Genomic DNA, 16,310 nt, shown 5'->3' on the forward strand with positions numbered 1-16,310 from the left:
CCCCCATGTTTGGCATGTCCCACGAGTCCTACCTGCTGCTAGACGCAGTGGTCACAATCATCGGGTTGATCGTTCTGATCACCCAGTTCAAGGTGCACCCGTTCATTGCACTGATCATCGCGGCCGGCTTCCTCGGCCTGACCTCGGGCATGCCCGTGGACAAGATCATCAAGGCGTTCCAGGACGGTTTTGGCGGCGTGCTCGGTTTTGTCGGCATCATCCTCGCGCTGGGCACGATGCTCGGCAAGATGATGGCCGAATCCGGCGGTGCCGATCAGATCGCGCAGACGCTGATCCGCGCCTTCGGCAAAGAGAAAGTCCAGTGGGCCATGATGTTCGCCGCGTTTCTGGTGGGCATTCCGCTGTTCTTCGAAATTGGCTTTGTACTGCTGATTCCGCTGGTGTTTATCGTCGCGCGCCGTACCGGCGTATCGCTGATCAAGATCGGCATCCCGCTGCTCGCCGGCCTGTCGGCGGTACACGGCCTGGTGCCGCCGCACCCTGGCCCGCTGCTGGCCATCGGCGTGTTTGGTGCCGATATTGGCAAGACCATCCTGTACGGCCTGATCGTCGCACTGCCGACCGCCATCATCGCCGGTCCGATCTTCGGTACGTTTATCGCCAAGTACATTCCGGGCAACCCGTCCCAGGAACTGGTCGACCAACTGGCCCGTGAGCCGGAATCCAAAAGCCTGCCGAGCTTCAGCATCACCCTGATCACCGTGCTGCTGCCGGTGTTCCTGATGCTGCTCAAAACCTTCGCCGACGTCGCGCTGCCGGACGGCCACGCCATCCGCAACTGGATGGACATGATCGGTCACCCGATCACCGCGTTGCTGCTGGCATTGCTGCTGTCGCTGTACACCTTTGGCCATCGCCAGGGCATTCATTCCAAGCAAATTCTCAAGCTGCTCGACGCCAGCCTTGCGCCGACCGCCGCGATCATCCTGATCATCGGCGCCGGTGGTGGTTTCAAGCAGATGCTGGTGACCAGCGGCGTGGGTGACGTGATCGGCCATATGGCAGTGAACGCGCAGATCAACCCGATTTTGCTGGCGTGGCTGGTGGCGGCGGTGATTCGTGTGGCCACAGGTTCCGCGACGGTCGCGACCATTACCGGCGCAGGCATTGTGGTGCCGGTGGTGGGCATGATTCCAGGGGTTAACCGTGAACTGCTGGTGTTGGCGACGGGGGCGGGTTCGTTGGTGTTGTCTCACGTCAACGATGCGGGGTTCTGGCTGGTGAAGCAGTACTTCAATATGACCGTGGTCGAGACGTTCAAGACCTGGACGGCGATGGAAACCATTCTGTCGGTGGTGGCGCTGATCTTTATCATGTTGCTGTCGTTGGTGGTGTAACAGGCGCACCACAAAACCTATGTGGTAACCCAATCAAATGTGGGAGCTGGCTTGCCTGCGATGGCGATGGTGGATCCAACACCGCCATCGCAGGCAAGCCAGCTCCCACATTGATTCGGTTTCTTCAGGTCGTTCAGGGTCAGGCTTTAGTGACTAAGCCATCCGCCCGGAACATCCCGCGAATCCCGCGTACCGCCTGACGAATCCGGTCCTGGTTCTCGATCAGCGCAAAGCGCACGTGATCATCGCCATACTCACCAAAGCCAATCCCCGGCGACACACACACCTTGGCGTCCAGCAGCAGTTTCTTGGCAAACTCCAGCGAACCCATGGCGGCATACTGCTCAGGGATCTTGGCCCAGACGTACATCGATGCCTTGGGGTTTTCCACCATCCAACCCAGCTCATGCAGGCCTTTGACCAGCACGTTACGACGTTGGCGATACTGTTCGGCAATGTCTTTCACGCACTGCTGATCGCCTTCCAGCGCCGCAATTGCCGCCACTTGCAACGGGGTGAAGGTGCCGTAGTCGTGGTAACTCTTGATCCGCGCCAGGGCGTTGACCAGTTCCGAGTTACCGACCATAAAACCAATGCGCCAGCCGGCCATGTTGTAGCTCTTGGACAGGGTGAAAAATTCCACCGCAATGTCCTTGGCGCCTGGCACTTGCATGATCGAGGGGGCTTTCCAGCCGTCGTAGACGATGTCGGCGTAGGCCAGGTCGTGCACCACCAGTACGTCGTACTGTTTGGCCAGGGCGATCACGCGTTCGAAGAAGTCCAGTTCCACGCACTGCGCGGTGGGGTTGGACGGGAAGCCGAGGATCATCATCTTCGGCTTGGGGATCGAGCCACGAATCGCCCGTTCCAGCTCGTCGAAGAAATCCACGCCCGGCACCAGCGGCACCGAACGCACCTGGGCGCCGGCAATCACGGCACCGTAGATGTGAATCGGGTAGCTCGGGTTGGGCACCAGCACGGTGTCGCCTTGGTCGAGGGTGGCCAGCATCAAATGCGCCAGGCCTTCCTTGGAACCGATGGTTACGATGGCTTCGGTTTCCGGATCGATATCCACTGCGTAGCGGTCTTTGTACCAACGCGAAATCGCCCGGCGCAGACGCGGAATGCCTTTGGAGGTGGAGTAACCGTGGGTGTCTTCACGCTGGGCGACGGTGACCATTTTTTCCACGATGTGTGGAGGCGTGGCGCCGTCAGGGTTACCCATGCTCAAGTCGATGATGTCTTCGCCGCGCCGACGCGCAGCCATCTTCAGCTCGGCAGTGATATTAAAAACGTAAGGGGGGAGTCGATCTATGCGCGCAAAGCGGCGCGGCGAACCTTGGTCTGCCATTGTTGCCTCGAGGTACGTAAGCGCCCGGAACCGTCCGAGCGACGTCGGCCACTGCGGTGGCCTGCGGGGCAGACAATACGGTCGATGATGGCCAGTTGTCCAGATGCGTAGGAAAAATTTCTACTTGGAGTGAAGCGTGGATATGCCCCTATACTCGACGCGGGTTTGTTCCCTCATAAGAAGGAGACTGTTCGTATGGATCAGCAGACAAAACAACCGTTAGCGCCACGCATGGAAGCCGGTAAAGCCTTGGTAATCGCTGGGGTGCAAGGGCGTTATTCGAAGGCCACAGTGGGTGATATCCCAAAGCTGTGGGAATTGTTCGACACCTGCATCAAAGACATCAAACAACGTATTGGGGGCGTGACCTATGGCGTTTGCCATAATCCCAAGCATGGCGAATTCGACTACATGGCCGGGGTTGAAGTGCCAACTAAAAGCGACGTGCCGAGCAACTTTGAATCTATCGAAATTGCGCCGCTCAACTATGCCGTGTTCCCGCATGACGGGCCGGTGCAGGCACTTGAGCAAACCTATGAGCGCATCATGTTCGAGTGGTTACCGCACTCGGGCTACAAGGTGATGGGCGCGGATTTCGAACGCTACAGCGCTGACTTCGACGCGCGCAAGGGCACGGGGACGGTGGAGATCTGGCTGCCGGTTGGCGAAAAAGGCTGACGGCGCACTGGCGGCGCCGACAAGACGGCGCCGCCAGAAGTATCAATACAGCGTGTTTTTGACCCGCTCCGGCATCTCTCGGTCATAGGCCTCGGCATCAAACTGCCCAGCATTGAGCCGCTTGTGAAACGCCCCGGCCGACGGCAGTGCCGAGCGGTCCAGGTGCTTCTCGGGGTTCCAGCAATCCGAGCGCACAAAGGCTTTGGAGCAGTGGAAAAACGCCGACTCCACCTGCACCAGAATCACCGAACGCGCCGGTTTGCCATTCACCGCAAAACTCTCCAGCAGCTCGGGCTCGATGGAAATCTGCGCGCGGCCATTCACGCGCAACGTCTCGCCAATGCCCGGGATGATGAACAGCAAGGCAATCCGTGGGTCTTGCAGCAGATTGCGCAACGTATCGACCCGGTTATTGCCCGGCCGATCCGGGATCGCCAGGGTGCGCTCATCCACAATCCGCACAAACCCTGGCACATCACCGCGTGGCGAGCCATCAATGCCCTCCGGCCCGGCTGAACTCACCACCACCAGGGGCGACGCCCGCACCATGGCCTGGTAATCCTCGTTGAGAAACGCGATCTCCTTGCGCACCGCCCGTTCGTGGGGGAGGCCGTAGAGGGTTTCGAGTTGTTCGAGGGTTGTCAGCATGGGCGTCACCTAGTCCTTGGATGAATACAGGGGCTCTCAGCTACCAAAGCTACGCTGGTAGTTCTGGGCGGATTGTCGAATGGCTTTTGCAACATCGGGCGCTAACCGACAGTAATCGTCTTCGCGCTTGAGTACGACTTCAAGGGTTTGAAGCAGCGCCTGAATACGCGCCTCAGGTTTTTCGATCTCGCAGGTTTTTGCAAACTCAAGAATGCCCAAACGTGAGGCAAACATTGATTTGTTACCGGACAGGTCCAGCGCGAGTGTGTCTTCAGGGATATACGCGGTGGTATTCACAATGTCGTAAGCGGGGGCCAGGCGTGCATCAAATTTAATCGGGTCACCGTAGAGCACACCGAAGTTTTTCAGGTGAGCATCGCCATTTCCCACGATGCAACTCAGGGCAACGCTATCGAACAATTGGTTCAACGAGCTGCGTTGGTTTTCCGGTGAGCAAAACGCCCGCACAGCCTTGGCGATGGCGGCATAGCTCTTGGTGTACTTCTGTTCGGCGCACTGCTACCTGATAAGGCCAGCAACAGCATCGGGTCCACTTTTACCGTTTTAGCCAGTCGGTTACGCAACTGTTCCAGTACGTAGCCTTCGGGCAAATTCATTTGAAAGATTGGATGCAATTCGCGGCGGCGATATTCTTCTGCGCGCACGGGCATGGTAAGGCTGACAGCGCTTTGGGCCTGTGCCTTAGCATCGTAGCGAAACAGGTAATCATCAGCGCCCACCCTTACGCTGCCGCTATCGCCTTGAGGCGTATGAACGCTAAGAGCGGGGCTATTCATTGAACAAGTCCTCTAACTCTTCAAGCGTCGGCAGGGTCACGGGCACTAATTTGACCTCACTGCCCAGGGCGGCAATCACGCGAGCATAGGCATTCATGGAAACAGAGAGGCTGCCCTTCTCGATTTCGATCAGTTTTTGCCGGGTAACGCCCGCAAGTTTCGCCAGGTCCGCTTGTTTATAGCCACGATTGAGGCGCATGGAGCGAACTTGTTGGCCTAAGCGTTGGGTGATAATCGAAGTGTCCATGTCACGTATTCATTACTTTTAATTGGTTAAGTCATATATACGTAACATTTTTAGCTGTCAATGCCATCCCGACCAAACACCCAACTCAACCTACGCTCATACCCAACCCGCCCCTTATACGCCTCCCCGCTGTCCACCCACCCAGCCGCCAGATACAACCCCATCGCCGCCACATTGTCGGTGTCCACCGACAACTCCAGCGCCTTGATCTGCGGCCACGCCTGCAGGGCCGCCGCCGGCAATGCTTGCAAGCACGCTTTGCCAAACCCGCGCCCTTGCTGATGCCGGTCCACCTGCAACGCGTGCAGCGTGGCACTGTGTTCATCGGCCCAATGGGGCAGGCAGGGCGGGCGTTTGAGCAGCAGGAAGGCCACGGGCATTTCGTCGGCCAGTAGCGCAAAGCCTTTGATCGCGCCGGGCGTGGGGTTGACCAGCAGGCTGTTGAGCGCGCAGTAGATATCGCCGGAATACGCCAGCTGCTCGGGGTGCACTTGCAGGGTGTCGAGCTGCTGTTTTTGCACAAGGCTCAGCGTCTCATAGGCGACGAGGCGGGTTTCCATCGAGGGCGCATCCGAAATCCTACAAAGAGGTGGGGATTCTAGCGGGTTTGCCGCAGGCGAATTTATTTTTCAGCGGCCTGTCGATTTGCGCTGAGGCCGTTCGACTAAGGGTGTCCTTTGTGATTTCCAACCCCCAGGAGTATCGCCATGAGCACCGCAATCAACACCCTGATCGAGCAATGGAAACAAGCCGTACTTGATCGTGATATCGACAAAATTGTCAGCTATTACGCTGACGATATCGTTTCGTTCGACGCCGTCACCGCATTGCAATTCAAAGGTAAAGCCGCCTACCGCGCCCATTGGGATGAATGCATGAAGCATTGCCCCGGCCCGGGCATTTTCGAGTTCCATGAGCTGCATATCGTCGAAGCACCCGACAGCGCGTTTGCCCACTGGCTGGCGCACTGCGGTGGCGCCGGGCCGGATGGCGTGGTGAAGGCGTGCTGGATGCGCGTGACCGCCGGCTACCAGCGCATCAACGGGCAGTGGAAGGTGGTGCATGAGCACTGGTCGGCGCCGTTCGACATGGAAAGCGGCACGGCATTGTTCGACCTGAAACCTTGACCGCCACGAACTATAGTCAGTAGTCCGAAAACGGAGAGCGCCATGAAATACCTCTGCCTGATCTACAGCAACGAAGAGGTGTTGCACACCTCGCCCGACAGCCCGGCAGACCCGGAGTGTTTTGCCTACGCCGAGGCCGTCCAGGCCAGCGGTCGGATGCTCGCCGCCGAGCCGCTGGAGTCGGTGAGCACCGCCACCACGGTGCGTATGCGCAATGGCAAGCTGTCGATCACCGACGGGCCGTTTGCCGAAACCAAGGAGCAGCTCGCCGGGTTTTACCTGATCGAGGCCAAGGACCTGAACGAAGCGCTCCAGGTCGCTGGCGGCATACCGGCGGCGCGAGTCGGCAGTGTGGAGGTGCGCCCGGTGCGTCAATTGAATCTCTGAACACAACAACCACAAGAAAGGAGGTTTACCCATGAATACCCAACCCGCTGAATTTGAACTGTCCATCAGCCGTCTGATCGACGCACCGCCAAGCAAGGTGTTTCGCGCCTGGACCACGCCCGAGCTGTTGCAGCAATGGTGGGGGCCACACGGCATGACCACGCCTGAGTGCGAAATGCACCTGTGGGTCGGCGGCCTGTTTCGCACCTTGATGCGCGCGCCGGATGGCGCCGAGTACCCGACCTCTGGCGTGTTCCTGGAAATCGAGGCGCCGAGCCGGCTGGTGTTTACCGATGCCTATGCGCCTGGCTGGGTCCCGTCGGGCAAGCCGTTCATGACCGCCGAAGTGACCTTCGAAGCCGTCGACGGCAAAACCCGCTACACCGCCCGCGCCAGGCATTGGAGCGAAGCCGACAAGCAGGCCCACGAAGCCATGGGTTTCCATGACGGCTGGGGCCAGAGCCTCGACCGCCTGGTGACGCTGGTGACCCAGGGCATGCCGGATTGACCCCGCAGGTCGAGGCGATTTACCGCAGCGAATCACGCCGCGTACTGGCGACGCTGATTCGCTTGCTGGGTGATTTCGACTTGGCTGAAGAGGCGCTGCACGAGGCGTTTTTAATTGCCATGCAGCGCTGGCCGCAAGACGGTGTGCCGGACAATCCACGCGCCTGGCTGGTCTCCACCGGCCGCTTCAAAGCCATCGACCGCCTGCGCCGTCAGGCACGTTTCACCCCGTTATTACAGGAGCAGGCCGACACGCTGGAAGCGGCTGACTGGAGTGAGGAAGACGTGGAAGACGACCGCCTGCGCCTGATCTTCACCTGCTGCCACCCGGCGCTGGCGCCCGACGCCCAGGCGGCGCTGACTTTGCGTGAGATCTGCGACCTCACCACCGAAGAAATCGCCCGCGCCTTTCTGGCCACGCCCACCACCATCGCCCAGCGCATCGTGCGCGCCAAGGGCAAGATCCGCGAAGCCAAAATCCCCTACCAGGTGCCATCGCTGGACCAGTTGCCCGAGCGACTGGACAGCGTGTTGCGCGTGGTTTACCTGGTATTCAACGAGGGCTATTCGGCGTCCATGGGCGCCGACCTCACCCGCGAAGACCTGACCCGCGAAGCCATTCGTTTGGGGCGCCTGCTGCTGGAGTTGCTGCCAGAGCCGGAAGTCATGGGCCTGCTGGCGCTGATGCTGCTGCACGAGTCGCGCCGAGCAACGCGCACCTCGGCCGACGGTGAGTTGGTGTTGTTGCATGAACAGAACCGCGCAGTGTGGGACGCGTCCTTGATTGCTGAGGGCTGCGCACTGGTGGAGCAGGCATTGAACACACGGCGTTTTGGCCCGTATTGCCTGCAAGCAGCGATTGCGGCGGTGCATGCCGAAGCGCCCGAGGCTGAGGGCACGGACTGGCTGCAAATTGTCGGGCTTTACGATGTGTTGCTGCGCGAAGTGCCGTCGCCGGTGATCGAGCTGAACCGGGCGGTGGCGGTGGCAATGGGGCAGGGGCCGTTGGCGGGGTTGCAATTGGTGGAGGGCATTTTGCAGCGCGGGGAGTTGCTGGATTACCACCTGGCGCACTCGGCGCGTGGGGAGTTTTGCCGGCAGTTGGGGCGGGTGGAAGAGGCGCGGGAAGCCTATGAAAAAGCCCTCTCACTGACCCAGCAAACCCCGGAAAAACGCTTTATAGAGAGGCGCCTGGCCGAACTCAAATCTCCCGGATAGGCGCAGGGCAAACTGTGGGAGCGGGCTTGCTCGCGAATGCGGTGTTTCAGTGCCAGATGTATCTACTGACACTCCGCATTCGCGAGCAAGCCCGCTCCCACAGTTTTGATCTTCATTGTTTGGAGGTCATCACTCCAACATCTTGCCCAGCAACCAACTCCCCGCCGGCCCCGGCGGATGGTGCCGTGACCACAGCGCATCCACCGCCACCGAGCGCGGCCAACTGCGGGCCTTGAGTTCGACCAGGTGGTCGCCGCCAAAACGCTCCACCAACCAGCGCGGAATCGGTGCCCAGCCAAACCCCAGCTGCGCCATCTCCATCAGCATCAAGTAACTGGGCGCCGACCATACCCGCCCGCTGGGGCGGGTTTCGGTCGGGTTGATGATGCTGGCCAGGCGCAGTTCACGGTGTTGCTGCAAGGTTTGCGCGGGGATGTTCTTCAGTTTGGCCAACGGGTGTGTAGGCGCCGCGAACAGGGCAATTTCGGTACGTTCTTCGACCGGCGCGCCGGTCAGGTCGGGCGGGTAAGTGTCTTGTTTTTCGATAAACGCAATCTGCGCCCGGCCGCTTTGCACCAGGGCGATCAGGTCTTCGCATTCGGCGATCAGGCATTCCAGCTCAAGGTCCGGGTGGCGCTGCTCAAAGGCCTTGAGGGCGACCTCAAACCGGTCGGACTGGTAAGTATCGGACATGGCGATGGTCAGCTTGGGTTCCAAACCCTGTGACAACTGGCTCGCCGCCAACTCCAGGCGGCTGCTGGCCTCCAGCACCTGCTCGGCGCGCAGCAACAATACATGCCCAGCGGGCGTGAGCGTCGGCTTGCGGCTGCTGCGGTCAAACAGCACCACATCCAGGTCAATCTCCAGGCTCGCCACGGCCGCGCTGACGGTGGACTGGCTTTTACCCAGCTTGCGCGCCGCCGCCGAAAACGAGCCTTGGGTAGCCGCCTGCACAAACGCCTGCAGCACTTCATTGGAGGCCATGACTATCGCCTTTATCGATGGTTATTAGTTATGAAGTATCGAGTCAAAGGGTAACCATGGCAACCATCGTCACTCAAGGAGCCGGGTCATGAACCCTACCAAGTCGATTACTGAACGTGTGTGCCAGGCCATTGGTTTTGAAGGGCTGGCCTTGTTGATCTGTACACCGCTGCTGGTCTGGATCACCGGTAGGCCGGCCCTGGAAATGGGCGCGGTAACCCTGGGCATCAGCTTGTTGGCGCTGAGCTGGAACGTCATCTTCAACAGCCTGTTCGACCGCCTCAAAGCCCGCCTGCAATGGACCGACGGCGGCTGGACCCGCATCGTGCATGCGCTGTTGTTCGAAGGCGGCCTGATCATCCTGGCGGTGCCGTTGATCGCCGCGTTGATGAAGATCAGCCTGTTGGAAGCCTTCATCCTCGACATCGGCGTGCTGTTGTTCTTCCTGCCGTACACCTATGTGTACCACTGGGGTTATGACGTGCTGCGGGAAAAATTCGTACAGCCACGTGTGCCTAGCCAAGCTTGAGCGAGGCGACAAACTCCAGAAATGCCCGCACCTTGGCGGCGGGCAAGTGCCGCGACGGGTAGTAGGCGTACAACGGGAAACGCTCGTCCGGCCAGTCGGGAAACAGCTCCACCAGGCTGCCGGCCTTGATCGCCGACGCCAGGCCGAGGTCGAGCATCTGCGCCACGGCATGCCCGTGTTCACACACGCTGTACAAGGTGCTGGCGTCATTGACCACCAAGCGACCGTTGGTGCGCACCATCACTTGCTCGCCGGGCCGGTGGAATTCCCAGGCAAACGGGCGACCGGTTTGCGAGTCGCGAAAATCCAGGCACATGTGCCCGGTTTCCAGGTCTTGCGGCATCGTGGGCCGGCCGTATTGCTCAAGGTAAGCGGGGGAGGCCACCGTGAGCACGCGCACTTCCATCAGCTTGCGGGCGATCAGCGAAGAGGACTGTGGAATGCCGAAGCGAATGGCCAAGTCAAAGCCGTCGGCCACCAGGTCACCGAGTTGGTCGCGGGTGTGCAGGTCGAGTTGCAGTTGCGGGTATTGGCGCATGAAGTCGCCGAGTACCGGGCCAAGGACCAGCCGCGAAAAATACGGGTCGATGTTGACCCGCAAACGCCCACGCACGGTGAGGGCGCTGTCGGCCGCCGAATCGGCGGCTTCCTCCAGCCCGGCCAACAGCGGGGCGATTTCCTGGTAGAAACGTCGCCCCTCGTCGGTCAATTGCACCGAGCGGGTGGTGCGGTCGAACAGGCGAATGCCGAGGCGCTTTTCCAGACGGGAAATCGCCCGGCTAACCCCCGAAGGCGTCATCTCCAGGCTGTTGGCGGCGCGGGCAAAGCTGCCGCTGTCGACCACGGCGGCCAATACGCCCATACCGCCGGCCAAGCCTGGATCAAAACTCATCGGTGATTGCCCGTCAGTGATCTGAAGGCATTGATGCTAGCGCAGAATGCTTACAGAAACATGCCGCCCGAGGCTTCGATGCGCTGCCCGGTGATCCAGTTGCTGCCATCGGCCAGCAGAATCGAAATCGCGCCGCCAATATCGTCCGGCAAACCGGCACGGCCCAGGGCAGTGTTGTCGGCCACCATCGCATTCACCTGTGGGTTATCGCGCACTGCGCCGCCGCTGAAATCGGTGGCAATCGCGCCGGGTGCCAGGGTGTTGACGGTGATGCCACGCGGGCCGAGTTCTTTGGCCTGATAACGCGACAGCACTTCCACGGCGCCTTTCATCGACGCATAGGCGGCGTAACCCGGCAGGCTGAACCGCGCCAGGCCGCTGGAGATGTTGATGATGCGCCCGCCATCGCTGATCAGCGGCAGCAGTTTCTGGGTGAGGAAAAACGGCGCTTTGAAGTGAATGGCCACCAGCTTGTCGAATTGCTCTTCGGTGGTTTCAGCAAAGCTTGCGTGAGCGCCGATGCCCGCGTTGTTGATCAGGAAATTGAAATGTTGCTGGGCGAAAACGTCCTTGAGCACCGTAGCGATTTGCCCGACAAAAGCTTCGAAGCTGCCGCTCTGGCTGACATCCAGTTGCAGCATGGCGGCGCGGCCACCCAGCGCTTCAACCTGTGCCACTACTGCTTGGGCTTCGGTTGCGGCGCTGTGGTAGGTGCCGATGATGTCCACGCCTTGTGCGGCAAGGTGCAAAGCGGCGCTTTTGCCAAGGCCACGGCTGGCGCCGGTGATGAGTGCGATTTTACGAGTCATGGGGTAGTCCTCAGGGGTGATCAGTGGGACTGAGTGTATTTGTCCGCCCATAACGTGATAAACAGGTTGATATCGGAATCACTGGCCGGATAAAGCGAACAATCCCATGAACAAACTTGAGCTGCTGCGCACCTTTTTGCGCGTTACCGAGCTGTCGAGTTTCACCCAGGCCGGCGAGAGCCTGGGCCTGCCGCGCTCCACCGTGTCCGAGCATGTGCAGGCGCTGGAAGCGTTGCTGGGCGCGCGCCTGTTGCAGCGCACCACGCGCACCGTGCAAGCCACCCAGGACGGCCGCGTGCTGTATGAGCGCAGCAAGGATTTGCTCGCGCACATGGAAGAGCTCGAAGGCCTGTTTCGCCAGGACGAAGCGCAATTGGCCGGGCGCATTCGGGTGGACATGCCCAATGCCATGGCGCGCGGCCTGGTGATGCCGCAGCTCCCTTCGTTTATGGCGCGCCACCCGCTGGTGGAGATGGAAATCAGCAGTTCGGATCGCCAGGTGGACGTGATTGCTGAAGGCTTTGATTGCGTGGTGCGCGTGGGCGCGCAGCCCGACCAAAGTGTGGTTGCACGCAAGGTCTGCAGCATGCCGATGGTCAACTGCGTAAGCCCTGCGTACCTGCAACGCTATGGCGTGCCCGCAACCCTTGCCGACCTCGCGCAGCATCAACTGGTGCATTACGTGCGCCCGCTCGGTGCGCGCTCGGCCGGGTTCGAATACCTGCAGGGCAACAAGGTGCAGCGCCTGGCCATGGCCGGGCGCGTGACCGTCAGCAGCACCGATGCCTACCAGGCGGCGTGTCTCGGCGGTTTGGGGATTATCCAGGTGCCGCTGCTCGGCGTTCGCGATTTATTGGCCAGTGGCGAGTTGGTTTCGGTGTTGGCGGACTACCTCGCGCCGCCCTTGGACGTCTCCATGCTCTACGCCGGCCAGCGGCATTTGCCGTTGCGGGTGCGGGTGTTCATGGAGTGGCTGGCGGCGACCTTGCAGGCCCATATTTAACGCCGCGCCGACAACTGCTGCGGCGCCAGGAAAGCGTCGTGGAAGTAGTCACGAAACGCCTGCATCGCCGGGGTAAATGCGCGCTCGCGGTGCCAGGCCAGGCCGACGCTCATGGGCGTGACCGGGTCGGTGACGGTCAGGGTTTCGATGCGTTTGCCTTCCAGCGACCACGGCCGGTGCACCAGGTCCGACAAAATCGCCACGCCGCTGCCATTGGCGACCATGCTGCGCACCGCCTCCACCGAACTGGTGCGCAGCCGCACGTTGGGCGTTTGCCCGGCTTGTTCCCAGTAGCGCATGGCACTGTGCTCGGCTTCGTCGACGGTCAGCAGGATGTAAGGCTCTTGCGCCACGTCCGCCAGGCTCACGGCACCGCGTTCGCACAACGGGTGATGGCTGGGCAGCCACAGTCGGCGTTCGGAGTTGAACAGGATTTCCGAGACGATATCCGCGTGAGTCAGGTTGGCGGTGAGCACCACGGCCATGTCGAACTGGCCGTCGAGCAGGCCGTGTTCGATGGCCTGGCGTTCCTGCTCGAAGACGTCGATGGTCACGTCCGGGTGCCAGTGTTGCATGCGTTGCAGGTGATGCGGCAGGAAGTAACCGAGCACCGTATAGCTGGCCGCTACACGCAATACGCCGCTGGCGCGGTAGTCGGGCAGCGGGCTGTTAAGGGCGTCGTCCACACTGCGCACGATCACATAGGCGCGGTTGAGAAAATGCCGCCCGGCGTCAGTGAGGTTCATGCCTTGGGCCGAGCGCACGAACAACTGCACGCCGAGCATCGCTTCCAACTCCTTGATGGCGGTGGTCACCGCCGACTGGGAGATGTTCAGGTGAATGGCCGCCTGGGAAATCTGGCCGATTTCGGCAGTGGCGACGAAGTAGCGGACTTGGCGCAAGGTCAGGGACATGGCTTTATCGGTTTTTCAGAAGATGGGCCATCTGATAATAGATCTTCCCAAGGGGTCAAGCCCCAGCCTACTTTCAGTCATCTTCTTTTGGCGGAGCGACCTCGATGCAGGCAGTGGATTTCAATTCGGACATGGGCGAAGGCTTCGGCCCCTGGACCATCGGCGATGGGGTCGACTTTGACCTGATGGCCTATATCAGCTCAGCCAATATCGCCACCGGCTTCCACGCCGGCGACCCCGGCACCATGCGCCGCACCGTCGAACGCGCCAAGCAACTGGGCGTGGGCATCGGCGCGCATCCGGGCTTTCGTGACCTGGTGGGTTTCGGCCGTCGGCACATCAATGCACCGGCCCAGGAACTGGTGGACGACATCCTCTACCAACTCGGCGCCCTGCGCGAAATCGCGCGCGCCCAAGGTTTGGTCTTGCAACATATAAAGCCCCACGGCGCGCTCTATATGCACCTGGCCCGCGATGAAGAAGCCGCGCGGCTGCTGGTGCAGAACCTGCAAATTATCGAGCCGACGCTGTTGCTGTATTGCATGCCCAACTCGGTGATCTGGCGCGTGGCCAAGGAGCTTGGGCAACCGGTGGTGCGCGAGTTTTACGCTGACCGTGAGTACGATTTGAGCGGGTCCATTGTGTTTACCCGTAATGTGCGCGCACTTGACCCTGCAACCGTTGCGGCGCGTGTGCTGCGTGCTTGTCAGACGGGCCGGGTGCGAACCGTAGAAGGCGAAGACCTGTTGATCGAATTCGATTCCATCTGCCTGCACAGCGACACGCCCGGCGCACTGGAATTGGTGGAAGCCACCCGCGAAGCCCTGGACCAGGCTGGGATTGAAGTCAGATCACCTCAATAAGCACCCCAATAAAAATATCGCAACAGCACTTTTTGCCTGCCTTTCTACAATGATTCCAAGAGGAACAGACATGGCTGAAACCACCCCCATCCGCTACAGCTTCGGCGGTGATGAGCACCTGTTTGCCGAGGTCAGCGACAGCATGTCCCTGGAAGCCTTTTTCAAAGGCATGGCCGTGACCCGCGCCGTGGAGCGCCTGGCGTTGGAGGGCGTGCTGGATGTGTGCCTGGCCAATGCATCGTTCCAGATTCGCTTCGACCCCGACCGTATCGCGCCGCATGTGCTGCTTGACGCGGTGCAAAGCGCCGAAGCCCAGGCGGTTGCCGAACGCACCTTGCACACGCGCATCATCGAAATCCCGGTGCTCTACAACGACCCCTGGACCCATGAAACCCTGATGCGCTTTCGCGACCGCCATCAAGACCCCAGCGGCACCGACCTGGAATACGCTGCACGCATCAACGGCCTGGCCGATGTGGACGCGTTTATCGCCGCCCACAGTGGCGCGCCGTGGTTTGTGTCGATGGTCGGCTTTGTTGCGGGCCTGCCGTTCATGTTCCAGATGGTCGAGCGCGAGCGGCAATTGCAGGTGCCCAAATACCTGCGCCCACGCACCGACACGCCCAAACTGACCCTCGGCCATGGCGGCTGTTTCGGTTGCATTTATTCGGTACGCGGCGCGGGTGGCTACCAGATGTTTGGCGTAACCCCGGCGCCGATCTACGACCCGGCGCAGCAGTTGGCGTACCTCAAGGAACACATGGTGTTCTTCCGCCCCGGTGACATCGTGCAATTCAAATCGATTGATCGCGACGCCTACGACCTGGCGGTGGCCGACGTGGAGGCAGGGCGTTTCGACCTGCGTATCCGCCCGGTGGAATTTTCCCTGGATGCGTTTCTCGCCGACCCCATCGGCTACCCGAAAACCCTGCAGGAGGCGCTGGCATGATCAAGGTGCTCAAACCCGGCCTCGCCACCTCCGTGCAGGACCTGGGCCGTGAAGGTTATTACCACCTGGGCATTCCGCCTTCGGGCGCCCTGGACCAGTACGCGTTGAGTGCGGCCAACCATTTGGTCGGCAACCCAGCCGGTGCTGCGGGCCTGGAGTGCACGCTGATCGGCCCGGAACTGGAGTTTCGCCAGGACGCATTGGTGGCGCTCAGTGGTGCGCTGATGTCGCCGCGTCTGGACGGCGAAGTGGTGCATCAAGACACCGCCTTTCAGGTCCGCGCCGGGCAGGTGCTGCGCTTTGAGTTTCCCAAGGCCGGTGCGCGCACGTACCTGGCGGTGGCCGGTGGCATCGACGTGCCGCTGGTGCTCGGCAGCCGCTCGACGTACACCCTTGGCGCGCTCGGCGGGTTTGAAGGGCGGCGCTTGCAGGAAGGCGATGAACTGCCGATCGGTGACGCCAGTGGAACAGGCCGCGCGGGCGATAGTTTACCGATGGCCTTACGCCGTTCGGTCGGTGGTGATGTGACCTTGCGCGTGGTGCCAGGGCTGTATTACGAGCGCCTGACGGAGGCGGCAAAAAGCAGCTTTTTCGCCGAGCCGTGGACGGTCGGCTCCGAGGCCGATCGCATCGGCTATCGCTTCAAGGGCGGGAGTGCCTTGAGTTTTCAGGCGCGCGAACAACCGTTTGGCGCGGGCTCGGATCCCTCGAATATCGTCGACAGTTGCTACCCGATCGGTTCGATCCAGGTGCCAGCGGGGTTGGAACCGATTGTGCTGCACCGCGATGCGGTGTCGGGTGGCGGCTACGCGATGATCGGCACAGTGATCAGTGCCGACCTGGACTTGATCGGGCAGATGCAGCCGAACCAGCGGGCGGGGTTTGTGGCGGTGACATTGGAAGAAGCATTGGAGGCGCGGCGGATCTACAAAAAGCGCTTGAAGGCCATGGCTGGGCTGTTCAATCACTGACACACCCTAAAACCCATGTGGAAACAGGTTTGTGTGGGAGCTGGCTTGCCTGCGATGCAAGCGCCTCGGTCTGTCAGT

19 protein-coding genes and 1 pseudogene are annotated in these 16,310 nt (G+C 60.8%); 11 read left to right on the top strand and 9 right to left on the bottom strand.

Features of this window, described 5'->3' with window-relative positions:
- Nucleotides 1-5 precede the first annotated feature (5 nt).
- Nucleotides 6-1,358 carry a GntP family permease gene (locus QF043_RS05055; protein ID WP_058421449.1) on the top strand — a complete coding sequence of 451 codons (1,353 nt, stop codon included), beginning with the start codon at nt 6-8 and terminating at the stop codon, nt 1,356-1,358.
- Between the two features lie 139 nt (nt 1,359-1,497).
- On the opposite strand, the gene alaC is transcribed toward QF043_RS05055, so the two are convergent.
- Nucleotides 1,498-2,709, bottom strand: a complete 1,212-nt coding sequence (gene alaC / locus QF043_RS05060; RefSeq protein WP_307417701.1) for an alanine transaminase — start codon at nt 2,707-2,709, stop codon at nt 1,498-1,500.
- A 195-nt stretch (nt 2,710-2,904) separates the two neighbouring features.
- On the opposite strand from alaC, the gene QF043_RS05065 reads away from it, so the two are divergent.
- Nucleotides 2,905-3,387: a GyrI-like domain-containing protein gene (locus QF043_RS05065; RefSeq protein WP_307417702.1), complete on the top strand. Its 483-nt coding sequence runs from the start codon at nt 2,905-2,907 to the stop codon at nt 3,385-3,387.
- Between the two features lie 42 nt (nt 3,388-3,429).
- Here QF043_RS05065 and QF043_RS05070 read toward each other — a convergent pair whose 3' ends face one another.
- The 4 genes and pseudogenes from QF043_RS05070 to QF043_RS05085 all read right to left on the bottom strand — a co-directional run bounded on the left by QF043_RS05070 (nt 3,430) and on the right by QF043_RS05085 (nt 5,639).
- On the bottom strand, nt 3,430-4,035 hold the full coding sequence (locus QF043_RS05070; RefSeq protein WP_307417703.1) for a pyridoxamine 5'-phosphate oxidase family protein: 606 nt from the start codon (nt 4,033-4,035) through the stop codon (nt 3,430-3,432).
- A gap of 36 nt (nt 4,036-4,071) precedes the next feature.
- Nucleotides 4,072-4,832, bottom strand: a pseudogene (locus tag QF043_RS05075) (HipA domain-containing protein).
- Nucleotides 4,825-5,079: a helix-turn-helix domain-containing protein gene (locus QF043_RS05080; protein WP_307417704.1), complete on the bottom strand. Its 255-nt coding sequence runs from the start codon at nt 5,077-5,079 to the stop codon at nt 4,825-4,827. Before QF043_RS05080 ends, QF043_RS05075 begins: the two are co-directional and overlap by 8 nt.
- Nucleotides 5,080-5,129: 50 nt before the next feature.
- Nucleotides 5,130-5,639: a GNAT family N-acetyltransferase gene (locus tag QF043_RS05085; RefSeq protein WP_307417706.1), complete on the bottom strand. Its 510-nt coding sequence runs from the start codon at nt 5,637-5,639 to the stop codon at nt 5,130-5,132.
- 147 nt (nt 5,640-5,786) lie between these two features.
- Here QF043_RS05085 and QF043_RS05090 point away from each other — a divergent pair, with 147 nt between their 5' ends.
- From QF043_RS05090 to QF043_RS05105, 4 genes are read left to right on the top strand one after another with little or no spacing between them, the layout of a single operon-like run.
- Entirely contained in the window at nt 5,787-6,206 is a 420-nt protein-coding gene (locus QF043_RS05090; RefSeq protein ID WP_169985084.1) for a nuclear transport factor 2 family protein, read from the top strand.
- A 42-nt stretch (nt 6,207-6,248) separates the two neighbouring features.
- Nucleotides 6,249-6,593 (top strand): YciI family protein, encoded by a 345-nt coding sequence (locus QF043_RS05095; protein ID WP_305455110.1) that lies wholly within the window; start codon nt 6,249-6,251, stop codon nt 6,591-6,593.
- 31 nt (nt 6,594-6,624) lie between these two features.
- Nucleotides 6,625-7,101 carry an SRPBCC family protein gene (locus QF043_RS05100; RefSeq protein WP_305455108.1) on the top strand — a complete coding sequence of 159 codons (477 nt, stop codon included), beginning with the start codon at nt 6,625-6,627 and terminating at the stop codon, nt 7,099-7,101.
- Nucleotides 7,098-8,318, top strand: coding sequence for an RNA polymerase sigma factor (locus tag QF043_RS05105; protein WP_307417707.1), 1,221 nt, complete (start codon nt 7,098-7,100; stop codon nt 8,316-8,318). The genes QF043_RS05100 and QF043_RS05105 overlap by 4 nt, the downstream gene beginning before the upstream one ends.
- 129 nt (nt 8,319-8,447) lie before the next feature.
- Here QF043_RS05105 and QF043_RS05110 read toward each other — a convergent pair whose 3' ends face one another.
- Nucleotides 8,448-9,302: a LysR family transcriptional regulator gene (locus QF043_RS05110; RefSeq protein WP_307417708.1), complete on the bottom strand. Its 855-nt coding sequence runs from the start codon at nt 9,300-9,302 to the stop codon at nt 8,448-8,450.
- Nucleotides 9,303-9,390: 88 nt separating this feature from the next.
- Between QF043_RS05110 and QF043_RS05115 the strand changes: the two genes are divergently transcribed.
- Entirely contained in the window at nt 9,391-9,831 is a 441-nt protein-coding gene (locus QF043_RS05115; protein WP_307417710.1) for a multidrug/biocide efflux PACE transporter, read from the top strand.
- Here the strand turns inward: QF043_RS05115 and QF043_RS05120 are convergent.
- Both QF043_RS05120 and QF043_RS05125 read right to left on the bottom strand, forming a co-directional pair.
- Nucleotides 9,818-10,723 (bottom strand): LysR family transcriptional regulator, encoded by a 906-nt coding sequence (locus QF043_RS05120; protein WP_307417711.1) that lies wholly within the window; start codon nt 10,721-10,723, stop codon nt 9,818-9,820. The two genes, QF043_RS05115 and QF043_RS05120, sit on opposite strands and share 14 nt — an antisense overlap.
- A 50-nt stretch (nt 10,724-10,773) precedes the next feature.
- On the bottom strand, nt 10,774-11,532 hold the full coding sequence (locus QF043_RS05125) for an SDR family NAD(P)-dependent oxidoreductase (RefSeq protein ID WP_307417712.1): 759 nt from the start codon (nt 11,530-11,532) through the stop codon (nt 10,774-10,776).
- Between the two features lie 106 nt (nt 11,533-11,638).
- Between QF043_RS05125 and QF043_RS05130 the strand changes: the two genes are divergently transcribed.
- A complete protein-coding gene (locus QF043_RS05130) occupies nt 11,639-12,535 on the top strand; it encodes a LysR family transcriptional regulator (protein WP_307417713.1) in 897 nt (298 codons plus the stop codon).
- Here QF043_RS05130 and QF043_RS05135 read toward each other — a convergent pair.
- A complete protein-coding gene (locus QF043_RS05135) occupies nt 12,532-13,449 on the bottom strand; it encodes a LysR family transcriptional regulator (protein ID WP_017137886.1) in 918 nt (305 codons plus the stop codon). The two genes, QF043_RS05130 and QF043_RS05135, sit on opposite strands and share 4 nt — an antisense overlap.
- 104 nt (nt 13,450-13,553) lie before the next feature.
- Here QF043_RS05135 and QF043_RS05140 point away from each other — a divergent pair, with 104 nt between their 5' ends.
- From QF043_RS05140 to QF043_RS05150, 3 genes are all read left to right on the top strand, one after another.
- Nucleotides 13,554-14,312 carry a 5-oxoprolinase subunit PxpA gene (locus tag QF043_RS05140; protein ID WP_307417714.1) on the top strand — a complete coding sequence of 253 codons (759 nt, stop codon included), beginning with the start codon at nt 13,554-13,556 and terminating at the stop codon, nt 14,310-14,312.
- Nucleotides 14,313-14,382: 70 nt separating this feature from the next.
- A complete protein-coding gene (locus QF043_RS05145) occupies nt 14,383-15,261 on the top strand; it encodes an allophanate hydrolase subunit 1 (protein ID WP_307417715.1) in 879 nt (292 codons plus the stop codon).
- A complete protein-coding gene (locus QF043_RS05150; RefSeq protein ID WP_307417716.1) occupies nt 15,258-16,232 on the top strand; it encodes a biotin-dependent carboxyltransferase family protein in 975 nt (324 codons plus the stop codon). The genes QF043_RS05145 and QF043_RS05150 overlap by 4 nt, the downstream gene beginning before the upstream one ends.
- Nucleotides 16,233-16,310: the final 78 nt, after the last annotated feature.

This window comes from Pseudomonas sp. W3I7 (assembly GCF_030816095.1).
Classification (GTDB): Bacteria; Pseudomonadota; Gammaproteobacteria; order Pseudomonadales; family Pseudomonadaceae; genus Aquipseudomonas; species Aquipseudomonas salomonii.